Source organism: Lutimaribacter pacificus (assembly GCF_900142185.1).
GTDB classification, from domain to species: Bacteria; Pseudomonadota; Alphaproteobacteria; order Rhodobacterales; family Rhodobacteraceae; genus Lutimaribacter; species Lutimaribacter pacificus.
In genome coordinates, this window is record NZ_FQZZ01000004.1 from 71,667 (window position 1) to 85,838 (window position 14,172).

15 protein-coding genes are annotated in these 14,172 nt (G+C 67.0%); 7 read left to right on the forward strand and 8 right to left on the reverse strand.

The genetic code is table 11. From position 1 onward, the window contains the following. Positions 1-112 precede the first annotated feature (112 nt). The gene (gene trpA / locus F3H87_RS11740; protein WP_149788538.1) at positions 113-904 is read left to right on the forward strand and encodes a tryptophan synthase subunit alpha; all 792 of its coding nucleotides are present in this window, start codon (positions 113-115) and stop codon (positions 902-904) included. 7 nt (positions 905-911) lie between these two features. Here the strand turns inward: trpA and F3H87_RS11745 are convergent, their stop codons facing one another. Then, positions 912-1,358 (reverse strand): hypothetical protein, encoded by a 447-nt coding sequence (locus tag F3H87_RS11745; RefSeq protein WP_149788537.1) that lies wholly within the window; start codon positions 1,356-1,358, stop codon positions 912-914. A gap of 94 nt (positions 1,359-1,452) precedes the next feature. Between F3H87_RS11745 and F3H87_RS11750 the strand changes: the two genes are divergently transcribed. Beyond that, complete coding sequence (locus F3H87_RS11750; protein WP_149788536.1) at positions 1,453-1,935, forward strand: MarR family winged helix-turn-helix transcriptional regulator; 483 nt, start codon at positions 1,453-1,455, stop codon at positions 1,933-1,935. Between the two features lie 45 nt (positions 1,936-1,980). Here the strand turns inward: F3H87_RS11750 and argC are convergent, their stop codons facing one another. The 3 genes from argC to F3H87_RS11765 form a co-directional block, all read right to left on the reverse strand. Continuing rightward, a complete protein-coding gene (gene argC, locus F3H87_RS11755; RefSeq protein WP_149788535.1) occupies positions 1,981-2,904 on the reverse strand; it encodes an N-acetyl-gamma-glutamyl-phosphate reductase in 924 nt (307 codons plus the stop codon). Between the two features lie 62 nt (positions 2,905-2,966). Continuing rightward, positions 2,967-3,740 carry a ZIP family metal transporter gene (locus tag F3H87_RS11760; protein WP_149788534.1) on the reverse strand — a complete coding sequence of 258 codons (774 nt, stop codon included), beginning with the start codon at positions 3,738-3,740 and terminating at the stop codon, positions 2,967-2,969. Then, positions 3,740-4,180: a MaoC family dehydratase gene (locus tag F3H87_RS11765; RefSeq protein WP_149788533.1), complete on the reverse strand. Its 441-nt coding sequence runs from the start codon at positions 4,178-4,180 to the stop codon at positions 3,740-3,742. Before F3H87_RS11765 ends, F3H87_RS11760 begins: the two co-directional genes overlap by 1 nt. 136 nt (positions 4,181-4,316) lie before the next feature. On the opposite strand from F3H87_RS11765, the gene F3H87_RS11770 reads away from it, so the two are divergent. Further along, positions 4,317-5,483, forward strand: coding sequence for an alpha-hydroxy acid oxidase (locus F3H87_RS11770; RefSeq protein ID WP_149788532.1), 1,167 nt, complete (start codon positions 4,317-4,319; stop codon positions 5,481-5,483). A gap of 298 nt (positions 5,484-5,781) precedes the next feature. Here the strand turns inward: F3H87_RS11770 and F3H87_RS11775 are convergent, their stop codons facing one another. From F3H87_RS11775 to F3H87_RS11785, 3 genes are all read right to left on the reverse strand, one after another. Then, positions 5,782-7,152, reverse strand: a complete 1,371-nt coding sequence (locus F3H87_RS11775) for an aspartate aminotransferase family protein (RefSeq protein WP_149788531.1) — start codon at positions 7,150-7,152, stop codon at positions 5,782-5,784. 34 nt (positions 7,153-7,186) lie between these two features. Next, positions 7,187-8,671: an NAD-dependent succinate-semialdehyde dehydrogenase gene (locus F3H87_RS11780; protein ID WP_223228047.1), complete on the reverse strand. Its 1,485-nt coding sequence runs from the start codon at positions 8,669-8,671 to the stop codon at positions 7,187-7,189. 116 nt (positions 8,672-8,787) lie between these two features. Further along, positions 8,788-9,273: an Lrp/AsnC family transcriptional regulator gene (locus tag F3H87_RS11785; RefSeq protein WP_149788530.1), complete on the reverse strand. Its 486-nt coding sequence runs from the start codon at positions 9,271-9,273 to the stop codon at positions 8,788-8,790. 102 nt (positions 9,274-9,375) lie between these two features. Here F3H87_RS11785 and F3H87_RS11790 point away from each other — a divergent pair, with 102 nt between their 5' ends. Further along, positions 9,376-10,002 (forward strand): sulfotransferase family protein, encoded by a 627-nt coding sequence (locus tag F3H87_RS11790; protein ID WP_149788529.1) that lies wholly within the window; start codon positions 9,376-9,378, stop codon positions 10,000-10,002. Positions 10,003-10,242: 240 nt separating this feature from the next. Further along, the gene (locus F3H87_RS11795) at positions 10,243-11,811 is read left to right on the forward strand and encodes a 2-isopropylmalate synthase (protein WP_149788528.1); all 1,569 of its coding nucleotides are present in this window, start codon (positions 10,243-10,245) and stop codon (positions 11,809-11,811) included. Between the two features lie 151 nt (positions 11,812-11,962). Here F3H87_RS11795 and F3H87_RS11800 read toward each other — a convergent pair whose 3' ends face one another. Further along, positions 11,963-12,742 carry a 23S rRNA (adenine(2030)-N(6))-methyltransferase RlmJ gene (locus tag F3H87_RS11800; protein ID WP_149788527.1) on the reverse strand — a complete coding sequence of 260 codons (780 nt, stop codon included), beginning with the start codon at positions 12,740-12,742 and terminating at the stop codon, positions 11,963-11,965. Between the two features lie 20 nt (positions 12,743-12,762). Between F3H87_RS11800 and F3H87_RS11805 the strand changes: the two genes are divergently transcribed. Together F3H87_RS11805 and F3H87_RS11810 are read left to right on the forward strand one after the other, a co-directional pair. After that, positions 12,763-13,371, forward strand: a complete 609-nt coding sequence (locus F3H87_RS11805) for a uracil-DNA glycosylase family protein (protein WP_223228048.1) — start codon at positions 12,763-12,765, stop codon at positions 13,369-13,371. Beyond that, positions 13,364-14,158 carry an SseB family protein gene (locus tag F3H87_RS11810; RefSeq protein ID WP_149788526.1) on the forward strand — a complete coding sequence of 265 codons (795 nt, stop codon included), beginning with the start codon at positions 13,364-13,366 and terminating at the stop codon, positions 14,156-14,158. The genes F3H87_RS11805 and F3H87_RS11810 overlap by 8 nt, the downstream gene beginning before the upstream one ends. Positions 14,159-14,172 lie beyond the last annotated feature (14 nt).

The window sequence follows — 14,172 nt, forward strand, 5'->3', positions numbered from 1 at the left end:
CTAGTGCGGGCACGCCACGGGTGCAAGGCAGCTTGGCGCGCGGCGCGGTGAGGCATTGATTTTCCCGCGCGCACACGGCACATGGGGCCGGACCAAGCAAAGGACACACCCCATGACCCGGATCGACGACACCTTCGCCAAGCTGCGCGCCGACGGCAAAAAGGCCTTCGTCGCCTATATCATGGGCGGCGACCCGGATTACGACCGCTCGCTTGCGGTGATGAAGGGGCTGCCGGGCGCGGGCGTCGACGTGATCGAGCTGGGGATGCCCTTTACCGATCCGATGGCCGACGGGCCCACGATCCAGCTGGCCGGGCAGCGCGCGCTGGAGGGCGGGCAGACCCTGCAAAAGACGCTGGATATGGTGACCGAGTTCCGCAAGGACGATCCCGACACGCCGATCGTGATGATGGGCTATTACAACCCGATCTATTCGCGCGGCGTCGACAGGTTCCTGGCCGATGCCACGGCTGCCGGTGTGGACGGGCTGATCGTGGTCGACCTGCCCCCCGAAGAGGATGAGGAGCTGTGCATCCCGGCAGCCAAGGCCGGGATCAACTTCATCCGCCTCGCCACCCCCACCACCGATGACAAGCGCCTGCCCAAGGTGCTGCAGAATACCAGCGGCTTCGTCTATTACGTGTCGATCACCGGCATCACCGGCGCGGCCGAGGCGCAGGCGGCGGATGTCGGCCCCGAGGTTTCCCGCATCAAGTCACAGACCGACCTGCCGGTCGTCGTGGGCTTCGGCATCAAGTCGCCCGGCGCGGCGCAGGCGATTGCCGGCGTGGCCGATGGCTGTGTCGTCGGTTCCGCCATCGTCACCGAAATCGCCAGCGGAAAGCCGGTCGATCAGGTGCTGGACTTCGTGCGCGGGCTGGCCGAAGGCGCGCACCGCGCCTGAGAACCGCTTACCCGGAACGGCAGCGCGGGCGGCCCTTCATTTTCAACCCGTCGCGCATGTTGAGCCCGAGCAGGGCGATATTCGTCGCCCCCGCCGCAAGTTCAAGCACCTGCACCGCGTAGAACATTCCGTCGAACTCGGCCTGACCGGCCTTGTGCGCAAGGTAAAGCGCCGCCGGAATCAGGATCAGGATGCCGTTTGCCGCGATGATCGGCATACGCCGGGCCTTGGCCGCCACAAGCCCGGCCGGACGCCCCCCGGCCAACGCAAAGCCCGATCCCCCGGCGGCTGCCAGCGCCGGAACCAGCAGGAAAAAGCCCCACGGAACGGATGTCTTGACCGCGATCACCGCCGCCTCGGACCCGAACAATTCGGAAATAACGGTCGAAACCCAGAAGATCAGGATCGTGAAAAGCGCAACCGCCCCTGCAACGGGATGAATGACTCTGATCATGGATCTCGGCCTCCATATGACATCATGATGACAACTTGTATGACGCCTATAAAGCAATTGACATCATAATGTCAATTGGGTGATATAGCGACAAATGACTGACACCGACGAAACAGACCGCAGCCCCGCCGGCGCCGCCCTGACCGATCTCATCCTGACGCTGTTCCGGGTGAACAACCTGACCCTGGCCTGGGGCGACAGGCTGGTGGCCCCTTTCGGGCTGACCAGCGCCCGCTGGCAGATCCTCGGTGCCATCGTGTACGCGGAACAGCCGCGGCCGGTGGCGTGGCTTGCCCGCGACCTCGGGGCCAACCGCCAGAACGTGCAGCGCATCGTGAACGACCTGCACAGGGAGGGACTTGTCGAATTCGCGCCCAACCCGCATCACCGGCGGGCGCAGCTTGTGATCCTGACGGAAAAGGGAAAGCGCGCCTATGTCGCCGCGTTGAACCGGTATTACCCCAAGGCGGATGCGCTGGCCGACGGCCTGTCAGAGGCCGAGATCAGGGCCGCCCACCGGGTCATGACCGTGCTGCGGGAGCGGCTTGAGCAGGAGGCCGGCAACGGCACCCCATAAGCGTTTCCGGGGTGGTCCGAAACCGGTGCCCCGGCGCGGACGGGCTTAGCCCGTCAGCCCCGCGCCCTCGTCCGCGCCCAGCATGATGTTGAGGTTCTGCACCGCCGCGCCCGAGGCGCCCTTGCCCAGGTTGTCGAGCGTCGCCAGCAGCACCACGCGGTCGCCCCCGGCGCTGGGGAACACCGTCAGCTCCATCCGGTTGGTGCCGTTCAGGCGCTGCGGATCGGCGCGCGGGCCGACCTGTTCGGGCGCCACCACCTGCACGAACCGCTGCCCGGCGTAATGCGCCTTCAGGCACTGTTCCAGATCGGCCGCGCTCTGCCCGGCGGGAAGGTGCATCGGGATCTGCACGATCATGCCCTGCGCGTATTTGCCAACCGACGGCACGAAGACCGGCGTGCGGGTCAGCCCAGAGGAGCGCATGATTTCCGGGATATGCTTGTGCTTGTGTTCCAGCCCATAGACGAAATGATCGGGCGCGCTGCCATCCTCGAACTCGGCGATCAGCGCCTTGCCGCCCCCGGTATAGCCCGAAACCGCGTTGATCGTGACCGGCGCATCCGCCGCCAGCAGCCCCGCCGACACCAGCGGCGCAAGCAGCGCGATCGAGCCGGTGGAATAGCAGCCCGGGTTGGTCACGTATTGCGCCTGCGCGATCCTGTCACGCTGGCCCGCGCCCAGTTCGGCAAAGCCGAAGGCCCAGTCGGGATTGACCCGGTGCGCGGTCGAGGCGTCGATGATCCGCGTGCCGTGGGGCCGCGCGATTTCGACCGCCTCGCGCGCGGCGTCATCGGGCAGACACAGGATGGCGATATCGGCGGCGGCAAAGGCCTCGGCCCGCGCGCCGGCATCCTTGCGCTGCGCATGCGGCACCTGCACCAGCGTGATGTCATCGCGCGCGGTCAGGCGCTCGCGGATCTGAAGACCCGTCGTTCCTGCCTCGCCATCGATGAACACTTTCCACGCCATTGCGGCCTCCTGTCAGAAAATCTGCGCCTGCCATACGCGCAGACGCGCGCCCGCGCAAGGGATCAGCCCAGGATCACGTCCAGCAGCATCATCAGGATCAGCCCCACGATCAGCCCGGTGGTGGCGCGGTTCTGGTGGCCGTAGCGGTGGGTTTCGGGAATGATCTCGTGGCTGATGATGTAAAGCATCGCACCGGCGGCGAAGGTCAGCCCGACGGGCAGCACGTAGACCGACACATGCACCAGCGCCACGCCCAGCAACCCGCCCACCGGCTCGACCAGCCCGGTCAGCAGCGCGATCAGGAAGGCGCGGCCCTTGCTGTATCCCTGCCCGCGCAGCGCCAGCGCCACGGCCAGCCCCTCGGGCGCGTTCTGCAGCCCGATACCGGTGGCCAGGCTCAGCCCGTTGGTGACGTTGCCGCCCCCGAAGCCGATACCGACGGCCATGCCTTCGGGGAAATTGTGGATGGTGATGGCGATCACGAACAGCCAGATCTTGGGCAGCGCACCGGGATCGGCGCCCTCTGGGCCGACGATGAAATGCTCGTGCGGCAGCGCATTGTTCAGCCACGCCACCATCGCGGCCCCCAGCGCGATGCCAAGGGCTGCCAGCAAGGCGGCGGCGGGCACCGTGCCGTACACCTCTTCCCCCGCCGCGATCCCCGGCAGGATCAGCGAAAAGAACGAGGCCGAGATCATGACCCCGGCGGCAAAGCCCAGCATCATGTCGTTGGTGCGCCGCGACACCTGCTGGCCGAACAGCACCGGGATCGCGCCCACCCCGGTCATCAGGCCCGCCACGAGGCTGGCGATGGTGCCGATCAGGATGATGCTCATCAGGCGGGCTTCCGCTTCAGGATATGGGTCGCGGTATAGCTCATCACCACCTCGCCCGACTGGTTCAGCACGTCATAGCGTATCTCTGTCCGCCCCCGGTCGGGGCGCGAGGCCGAGGGGATCGAAGCCACCACCTCGGCCCGCACGCGCAATGCGTCGCCCGGCCGCACCGGGTGGTGCCATCGCAGCTCGCGCATCCCCGGCGAGCCCATCGACGCCTCGTTCCAGACATCGGCCTCCATCGCCAGCTGAAAGGCGGTCAGCAGCGTCTGGAACCCGCTGGCGATGATCCCTCCATAGATCGACTGCGCCGCGGCCTCGGGGTCGGTGTGGAACGGCTGGTTATCGTATACGCGGGCGAAATCAACGATTTCCTCTTCGCTCAGGCTGCGGGTTGCCGTGTCGAACACATGGCCCACGGGCAGGTCGTCGAAAAACATCTTGGGTATTCCTTGTGATCTTGCCCCGACCATACGCGGATGCCCCGCCGCCGCAACCGGATTGCGAATTGCCGATTGTTTCGCCGGCGCGGGATCGGTAAGAAAAATTCACCAAAACAGGCACAGGGAGTCCGCCATGACCGTCATCACCTGCATCGACGATCTCAAGCAGATCTATCGCCGGCGGGCGCCCCGGATGTTCTATGACTATTGCGAATCCGGCAGCTGGACCGAACAGACCTTCCGCGAGAACACCAGCGATTTCGACCGGATTCGCCTGCGCCAGCGGGTGGCCGTCGATATGTCTGGCCGTTCCACCGCCACGCAGATGGTCGGGCAGGACGTCGCCATGCCGGTGGCGCTGGCCCCGGTGGGGCTGACCGGCATGCAGCACGCCGATGGCGAGATCAAGGCCGCCCGCGCGGCCGAGGCGTTCGGCGTTCCCTTCACGCTGTCCACCATGTCCATCAACTCGATCGAGGACGTGGCCGGCGCGACCTCCAGACCCTTCTGGTTCCAGCTTTACACGATGAAGGACCAGGGCTTCGTCAGTTCGCTGATCCAGCGCGCGAAGGATGCGAAATGCTCGGCGCTGGTGATCACGCTGGATCTGCAGATCCTCGGCCAGCGGCACCGGGATCTGAAGAACGGCCTGTCCGCCCCGCCCAAGCTGACGCTTTCCACGATGGCGAACCTGGCGACCAAGTGGCGCTGGGGCGCCGGGATGCTGGGCGCGTCACGCCGCCATTTCGGCAATATCGTGGGCCATGTGCAGGGCATCAGCGACGCCGCCGACCTGGGCGCATGGACGGCCGAACAGTTCGATCCGACGCTCGACTGGGACAAGATCGCGAAGATCAGGGAGGAATGGGGCGGCAAGGTGATCCTCAAGGGCATCATGGAGCCCGAGGACGCGCAGATGGCGCTGCAGGTGGGCGCCGATGCCATCGTGGTGTCGAACCACGGCGGGCGCCAGCTTGACGGCGCGCTCAGTTCGATCCGGGCGTTGCCTGCGATCCTCGACGCCGTGGGCGACAAGACCGAGGTGCATCTCGACAGCGGCATCCGTTCCGGGCAGGACGTGCTCAAGGCCGTGGCGATGGGGGCCAAGGGCACCTATATCGGCCGCGCCTTCGTCTACGGGCTGGGCGCGATGGGCGAGCAGGGCGTGACCCGCGCGCTTGAGGTGATCCACAGGGAAATGGATATCTCGATGGCGCTGTGCGGGCGCCGCCGGATCGACGAGCTGGGCCGCGACATCCTGAAGATCCCCGCCGATTTCGAAGGCCACTGGGCCAAGTAAGGCTGGTTCTGCGGCGGGGCGGGGTTAACCCGCCCTGCGCCGCTGAACGCACTCCGGTAGTGCTCCACAGTCTGAACGACACACCCCGCCCGGAACAGCCGCGCAGCGGCCCGGGCATCGCACGGCCGCCCCCCGGCCGGGCGATTGGCTGCCGCAAGTGCCACGGTCTGAGGGAGGATGTGGCTGGGCGATAAATTGCCAGTCACAAATGTCGGATCGCCCGACCGCGGCCGTGCGATACCCTCTGTTGCATTCCCACCGGCAAGGTCGGATCAACGCCCGACCCCGCCCGTTCCGCTCACCCCAGCACGGAGTGCACCGCCTTCGCGGTCTTGGCCACGACCTCGTCCGCCTCGGCCCGGGTCAGGCAAAAGGGCGGGGCAAAGCCCAGGATATCGCCCTGCGGCATGGCCCGCCCGATCACCCCCTGCTCCAGCAGCGCGGCGGCCACCTGCGGGCCCACCTTGTCGGCCGCGTCGAAGAACGCCCGCCCGTCGCGGTCCTTCACGAACTCGACAGCGCACAGCATCCCCTCGCCGCGGATATCGCCCACATTCGCATGATCCCCCAGCGCGTCCGCCATCGCGGCGTTCAGATAGGCGCCCACCTCGCCCGCGTTTTGCACAAGGTTCAGATCGTCGATCAGCTTCAGGTTGGCCACCCCCGCCGCCGCACCGACGGGATGCGCCGAATAGGTCCAGCCGTGGCCGATCGGGCCCAGCTCATCCGTGCCCTGTTCCAGCACCTTCCACACCTTGTCGCTGACGATCGAGCCCGACAGCGGCGCATAGGCGCTGGTCAGCCCCTTGGCGATGGTGATGATATCGGGCGTCATCCCGTAATGGTCCGACCCGAACATGCTGCCCAGCCGGCCGAACCCGGTCACCACCTCGTCGGCGATCAGCAGGATGTCGTGTTTGGCCAACACCTTCTGGATCGCCTCCCAATAGCCGGCGGGCGGCGGCACGATGCCGCCGGTGCCCAGCACCGGCTCGCCGATGAAGGCGGCGATGGTGTCGGCGCCCTCGGCCTCGATCAGTTCCTCCAGAGAGGCGACACACTGCGCCACGAACTGCGCCTCGGTCTGGGACAGGTCGTCGCGCCGGAAATAATAGGGCGCGTCGGTATGGATCACCTGCGCCAGCGGCAGGTCGAACTTCTTGTGAAACAGCTCCAGCCCGGTCAGCGAGCCGGTCACCAGCCCCGAGCCGTGATAGCCCCGCCAGCGGCTGATGATTTTTTTCTTTTCCGGGCGACCCAGCACGTTGTTGTAATACCAGACCAGCTTGACGTTGGTTTCGTTGGCATCCGATCCACCCAGCCCGAAATAGACCTTGCTCATGTTTTCGGGCGCGCGGTCCAGGATCATTTTGGCCAGCGTGATCGACGCCTCGGTGCCGTGGCCGACATAGGCGTGGTAATAGGCCAGTTCGCGGGCCTGATCGGCGATGGCTTCGGCGATCTCCTGGCGGCCATAGCCCACGTTCACGCAATAGAGCCCGGCAAAGGCGTCCAGCAGGCGGTTACCGTCCCGATCCTCGATATGGCAGCCCTGCCCGCCCGTCAGCACGCGCTGCGGCGCCTCGCCCCGCGCAAATTGCGCAAGATGGGTCGAGGGGTGGAAGAACGTGTCGCGGTCCCACTGCTCCAGTTGGTCGTTTCTCAGCATGTCGTTCCTTTCTGCATCTGCGGTGCCGCGCGGGTCAGGCCCAGTCGCGGCAGACGTATTTGATCTCGGTGAATTCCTCCAATCCCTGCCGCGCCCCTTCGCGGCCGAGACCGGATTGCTTCATGCCCCCGAACGGGATCGGCGCGCCGGTCACCTTGGTGCGGTTGACCGCGACCATGCCGAACTGCAACGCCCGGCTGACACGGTAGAGCCGGCGCGGGTCCTGCGTGTGGACATAGGCGACCAGCCCGTATTCGGTCGCGTTGGCGCGGGCGATCACCTCGTCCTCGGTATCGAAGGCGGCGATGGGTGCCACCGGGCCGAATGTTTCCTCGTGCATGATGGCGGCATCGGCGGGCACATCGGCCAGCACCGTCGGCTTGTAGAACAGCGGCCCGCGGGAATGCCTTTCGCCCCCGGTCAGCAGCCGCGCGCCCTTGTCCAGCGCGTCGCGCACGTGTTCTTCCTGCTTTCGCACCGCCTTTTCGTTCATCAGCGGGCCGATATCGGGATCGTCCATGCCGGTGCCGATGGTCAGCGCCTTCGTGGCCTCGGTGAAGCGGGCGCAGAATTCGTCATAGATCGGGCGTTCGACGAAAATGCGGTTGGCGCCCAGGCAATCCTGCCCGGTGGTGGCGAATTTCGCCTTGATCGTCTCGGCCACCGCGTTGTCCAGGTCCGCGCCCTTGAACACGATCACCGGCGCATGGCCGCCCAGTTCCATCACCAGCCGTTTCACCGTGTCCGCCGACTGCCGATAGAGCAGCCGCCCGATCTCGGTAGAGCCGGTGAATGACAGCGCCCGCACGCGGGCATCCTCGGTCCAGGGTTTGACCACCTCGGGCGCGTCGCCCGTCACCACGTTGAACACGCCCGCCGGCAGGCCCGCGCGCTCGGCCAGTTCGGCCAGCGCCAGCGCGCTATATGGCGTCTCGGCCGAAGGGTGCGCCACCACGGTGCAGCCCGCCGCCAGGGCCGCCGCGGCCTTGCGCGTCAGCATCGCGCTGGGAAAGTTCCACGGCGTGATCAGCGCCGCCACGCCCACCGGCTCGCGCCACAGCTCGACCTCGGCATCGGGCAGGTGGCTGGTGACGCCCTCGATATTCGGGCGGCGGGTTTCCTCGGCGTAGAACTCCACGAAACTCGCGGCATAGTCGATCTCGCCGCGCGCCTCGGAAATCGGCTTGCCCTGTTCCAGCACCATGATCCGCGCCAGGTCTTCCTTGTGCTGCATCATCAGGTCGTACCAGCGCCGCAACAGGGCGGCGCGATCCTGCGGCAGGCACACCGACCACGAGGCAAAGGCCGATTGCGCCGCATCGACCGCCTTGCGGCTTTCCGCGCCCGACAGCTTTGCCACCTCGCCCAGCCAGCCGCCATCGGCGGGGTTGGTCACGGCAAAGGTGGCGCGATCGGCATTGTCGACCCATTTGCCGCCGACATAGGAAAACTGCCGCACAAGGCGCGGATCGGCCAGGCCGGACAGCGGGGATTTCGGCAGGCTGTTATGCATCGACATCGGCATCCTCCTTTTTCGGGCTTTCCCGAAGGATGGACGCTTTGCGGCAACGGCGAGGCTGAATTTGCACCCCCTGTCAGAAGATTCCTCTGCCGTCCGGGCAATCGGCAGGCGATTTATCCTTCGCCGCCCAGGAGCACGTCGAAGGGTGGCGGCGCGCCGTCCTTGACCGTCTTGGTGACGATATAGGTGTAATAGCGCGCCAGCCCCACCCGCGCCTCGAGCAGGCTGTCGATCAGCCGCTGGTAGCTGTCGATATCCGGCGTCACCACCTGCATCAGGTAATCGAACCCGCCGCCCAGCGACCAGCAGGCGGTGATCTCGTCATGCAGCGCCACCGCCCTTTCGAAGGTCTGGAAATGCGCGGCGGTGTGCCCCTCAAGCTCGGCCGCGACGAACACCGTCACCGACGGGCCCAGCTTGCGCAGGTTGAACCGCGCGCCATAACCCGCGATCAGCCCCGCGCGCTCCAGCTTGCGCAGGCGTTCCCAGCAGGGGGTGGGCGACAGGCCCACGCGCTCGGCCAGCGCCGCCTTGGTGATCCGGCCATCCTGCGCCAGCACCCTGAGGATTTCGATATCGCGGGGGTCGAGCCGTGTCATGCCGCGCCTTATACCAGTTTGCACGCCCCGCGTAAGAGCACGCTTTGACAAGGCCACCGCGCCACGGCACTGTGCGCGCATCTTGTGAAAGGACGCGGTGCAATGCTGGTTTTCGTGGACGCCAATATCGTTTTGTTCGCGGTGCCGAAAACCGGGTCCACCGCCTATCACATGGCGCTGCGCGGCAAGGCCGATATCAGCCTTGCCAACAAGGCCGGGCTGAAACATATGACCGCGCGCAAATACGACCGCGATTTCGGCCCCTACCTTGCACAGGCCCACGGGCTGACGCCGGAACGCGTGGCGGTGATGCGCGACCCGCTGGAACAGCTGCGCAGCTGGTATCGCTACCGGCAGGACCCCAAACGCAAGGGCGCCGGCAACAGCGCCGCGGGGCTGTCATTCGACGATTTCGTGCTGGCCGCCATCGCCGACAAACCGCCGCCCTTCGCCCGCGTCGGCAGCCAGTTCGCCTTCGTCACCGACGACGCCGGACAGGTGCGCATCGACCACCTTTTCGCCTATGAAAAGCAACCCGTGTTCCGCCGCTTTCTCGAAGACAGGCTGGGCAAAAGCATCGACGCGAAGGAAAAGAACGTCTCGCCCCCAGCCCCCACGCCGCTCAGCGCCGGGGTCGAGGCACGGTTGCGCGCCGCCCGCGCCGACGATTTCACGCTGCACCAGGCGATCATGGATGCCGGCGGGCACCTCGTGACGCCGCTCGCATAGGCCCCGCCGTCGCGCCGATGTCGATTCGTGCTTTTCATTTCCCTCCCGCCCGGTATAACCTGCGCCCATGACCGATCAGGCCCATATCGTTTCGATTGCCCGCGCACCCCGCGCGGCGTGCCTGCCTGGCCTGCTTCTGCTAAGCCGCCTCTGAGCGTGCCGGCCCGGCGCGACCGCTCAGAGGATGCATGTTTCGCGCCATGACGCCTTAGCAGACACACAAATTCAAAGAGACCAGACATGACCCAAGCCATCGACAAAGATCGCGTCCTGATCTTCGACACCACCTTGCGCGACGGCGAGCAATCGCCCGGCGCCACGATGACCCACGAGGAAAAGCTGGAAATCGCCGAGCTGCTCGACGACATGGGCGTCGACATCATCGAAGCCGGCTTTCCCATCGCCTCCGAGGGGGATTTCAGGGCGGTCCGGGAAATCGCCGAACGCTCGAAAAACTCGGTGATCTGCGGCCTTGCCCGCGCGCAGCTTCCCGATATCGACCGCTGCTGGGAGGCCGTGAAACACGCCGGCAAGCCGCGCATCCACACCTTCATCGGCACCTCGCCGCTGCACCGCGCCATTCCCAACCTCACGATGGACGAAATGGCCGAACGTATCCACGAAACCGTGACCCATGCGCGCAACCTGTGCGACAACGTGCAGTGGTCGCCGATGGACGCCACGCGCACCGAATGGGATTACCTCTGCCGCGTGATCGGGATCGCGATCAGGGCCGGGGCCACCACGATCAACATCCCCGACACCGTGGGTTATACCGCCCCGGTCGAAAGCGCGGACCTGATCAGGCGGCTGATCGAAACCGTGCCCGGCGCCGACGAGGTGGTGTTCGCCACCCACTGCCATAACGACCTGGGCATGGCCACGGCCAACGCGCTGGCCGCCGTCGCGGGCGGCGCGCGGCAGATCGAATGCACGGTCAACGGGCTGGGCGAACGCGCCGGCAACACCGCGCTCGAGGAAGTGGTGATGGCGCTCAAGGTGCGCCACGACATCATGCCCTGGCATACCGGCGTCGACAGCTCCAAGATCATGAACATCTCGCGCCGCGTCTCGACCGCCAGCGGTTTCGCCGTGCAGTTCAACAAGGCCATCGTCGGCAAGAACGCCTTTGCCCACGAATCCGGCATCCACCAGGACGGGATGCTGAAGAATGCCGAAACCTTCGAAATCATGCGCCCGGCGGATGTGGGCCTTGCCGCCTCGTCGCTGCCCTTGGGCAAGCATTCGGGCCGCGCCGCGCTGCGTGCCAAGCTGCGCGATCTCGGCATCGACCTGGCCGACAACCAGCTCAAGGACGTGTTCGTGCGCTTCAAGGATCTCGCCGACCGCAAGAAAGAGGTCTATGACGAGGATATCCTGGCTCTCGTCCACGCGGGCGAGGACGCGGCCAACGACGCGCTGCAGATCAGGTCGCTGCGCGTCGCCTGCGGCACCGGCGGCCCGGCCGAGGCAACGCTGGTGATGGAGGTCGACGGGGTCGAGAAAACCGCCACCCAACAGGGCGACGGCCCGGTGGACGCGACCTTCAGGGCGGTGCGCGAACTGCACCCCAACAAGGCGCATCTGCAACTCTACCAGGTGCACGCCGTGACCGAAGGCACCGATGCGCAGGCCACCGTCAGCGTCCGGCTCGAGGAAGACGGCAACATCGCCACCGGCCAGTCGGCCGATACCGACACGGTGGTGGCGTCGGCCAAAGCCTATGTCAACGCGCTTAACCGCCTGCTGGTGCGCCGCGGCAAGACCGGTGAGGACCGCAAGGAAATCTCCTACCGCGACATGGGCTGACCTGCGCAGGAACGGGGGGGGCCTGACCAAGCGCCTCCCTGTTTCCTCTCTCCGGCAATATCCCGGGGCGTTTGAGGGGCAGAGCCCCTCAACACCGCGACGCGCCGAAGGCGCGGCGCAAGACCTGCATCGCGCGACAGCGCGATACCGCTCAGCCGCCGAAAAGCTGCGCCACCCTGTCCAGCTCCGCCTCCAGCCCCCAGGGGGCGTTGACCACGAACAGGCCCGAGCCCACCATCCGGTGCCCCGCGCGCACCGGCGGGAACCGGATTTCGTGGCGCAGCGCGCCGGGCAGGCCCTGGGCCTCCAGCGCGGCCAGCATCGGCACATGCGCGCCGCCGGTCAGGATCGGATACCACAGCGCGATCACACCCACGTTCCATTTCGCATGAAGCCCGGCAATCTCGCGCGGGATGCGGGCGTATTCGGCCTTCACCTCATAGCTGGGGTCGATCAGCATCAGCCCCCGGCGCGGGGTCGGCGGGCAGATCGACTGCGCCATCCCGAACCCGTCCTGCCGGTGCACCTTCAGCGGCGTGCCCTTCAGCGCCGCCACCAGCGCGGCATGTTCCTGCGGGTGCAACTCGGCCACGTGGCCCGCATCGCCCGCGCGCAGGAACCGCGCCGCGATCAGCGGCGAGCCGGGATAGGCCAGCGCGCCGTGGACCGCGCGGATTTCGTCCAGAACCGCGCGGTAGGGCGTGCCTGCCAGCGCCGCCGCGTCGGCCACCGCCCCGATCCCCGCCGCCGCCTCGCCGGTTTTCAGCGCCTCGGGCGCGTCCAGCCGGTAGAGCCCCCGCCCGCCATGGGTTTCGATATAGCTCAGCGGCTTGTCCTTGCGAGTCATATAGTCCAGCATCGCCGCCAGCGCGGCGTGCTTGTGCACATCCGCCGGGTTTCCCGCGTGATAGATATGTTGATAGGACAGCATGGCCCGCCATATCCCATGCCATGACGCCCGCCAAGCCCGATACCATGCCCCTGAACGACGAGATCACCGCCTGCCGCCTCTGCGCCGACCGCTTCGCCGCGACGCAGACCGCGCATGAACCGCGCCCGGTGGTCTGGTTCCGCCCCGGCGCGCGGCTGCTGATCGCCGGGCAGGCACCGGGGATGCGGGTGCACAAATCGGGCCGGCCGTTCGACGATCCCTCGGGCGACCGGCTGCGCGACTGGCTGGGCATGACGGCGGATGAATTCTATGACATGTCCCGCGTGGCGATCGTGCCGATGGCCTTTTGCTTTCCCGGCTACGACGCGAAAGGCAGCGACCTGCCGCCGCCGACGCTCTGCGCGCGCACATGGCACGCGCGCGTGATGGCCGCCCTGCCCGATATCCGCCTGACCGTGCTGGTGGGCGGGCACGCCCATCGCTGGCATCTGGGCCGGCGCGCGCCCGTCACCGAAACCGTGGCGGGCTGGCGCGACCATGCGCCCCGGCTTTTCCCCTTGCCGCACCCGTCCTGGCGCAATACCGCATGGCTGAAACGAAACCCCTGGTTCGAAACCGACCTGCTGCCGCCGCTGCGGGCCCAGGTGCGAAAGGTGCTCGATGACTGATATGCAAACCCCGCTCGACCGGGCCTTTCACGTGATGGAGGCCGCGCCCGAGGACGACCTTGCGCGCGCCCGCTATTACGAGGTGCTGGCCGATACCGAGCTGTTCCTCGTCCTGCGCGAGGAGCCGCAGGGCGATCAGGTCGCGCCCGACACCTTCGTACTGGGCGAACAGACATTCGTCGTCGCCTTCGATACCGAGGAACGGATGGCCCCCTTCACCGGCGGCCCCGCGCCTTATGCCGCGATCTCGGGGCGGGTGCTGGCGGGGATGCTGGCACCGCAGGGGATCGGGCTGGGCGTGAATCTCGAGGCCGGGCCGACATCCTTCCTGATCCCGGCCGAGGCGCTGCAATGGCTGGTCGACACGCTGGGCACCACCCCGCAAGAGGCGCAGGCCCGCGTCGTGGCGGTCCACGCGCCGGGGCGCCTGCCGCAACCCGTGCTGGACGCGCTGGCCGACCGGCTGACACGCGCGGCGGGGCTGGCGCAGGCGGCCTTCCTGGTCGAGGCCGAATACGACAGCGGCGCGCGGGCGCATATGCTGGCGATCCTCGGCGCCGGGGAACGCGCGCAGGCGCCGCTGGCGAAATCCGTGTCCGAGGCGCTGACCTTTTCGGGGGTCGAGGCCGGCGCGCTCGATGTCGTGTTCATCGACGCGGACGACCCGCGCCTTGCCGCCATCGGGTCATGCGGAATGCGGCTGGACATCCCGCCCGCGCCCGAGCCGCCAAAGGTCGAACGCATCGCCCCCGGCTCGGACCCCGACAAGCCGCCGATCCTGCGATAGGCCGGGTCGGCCCC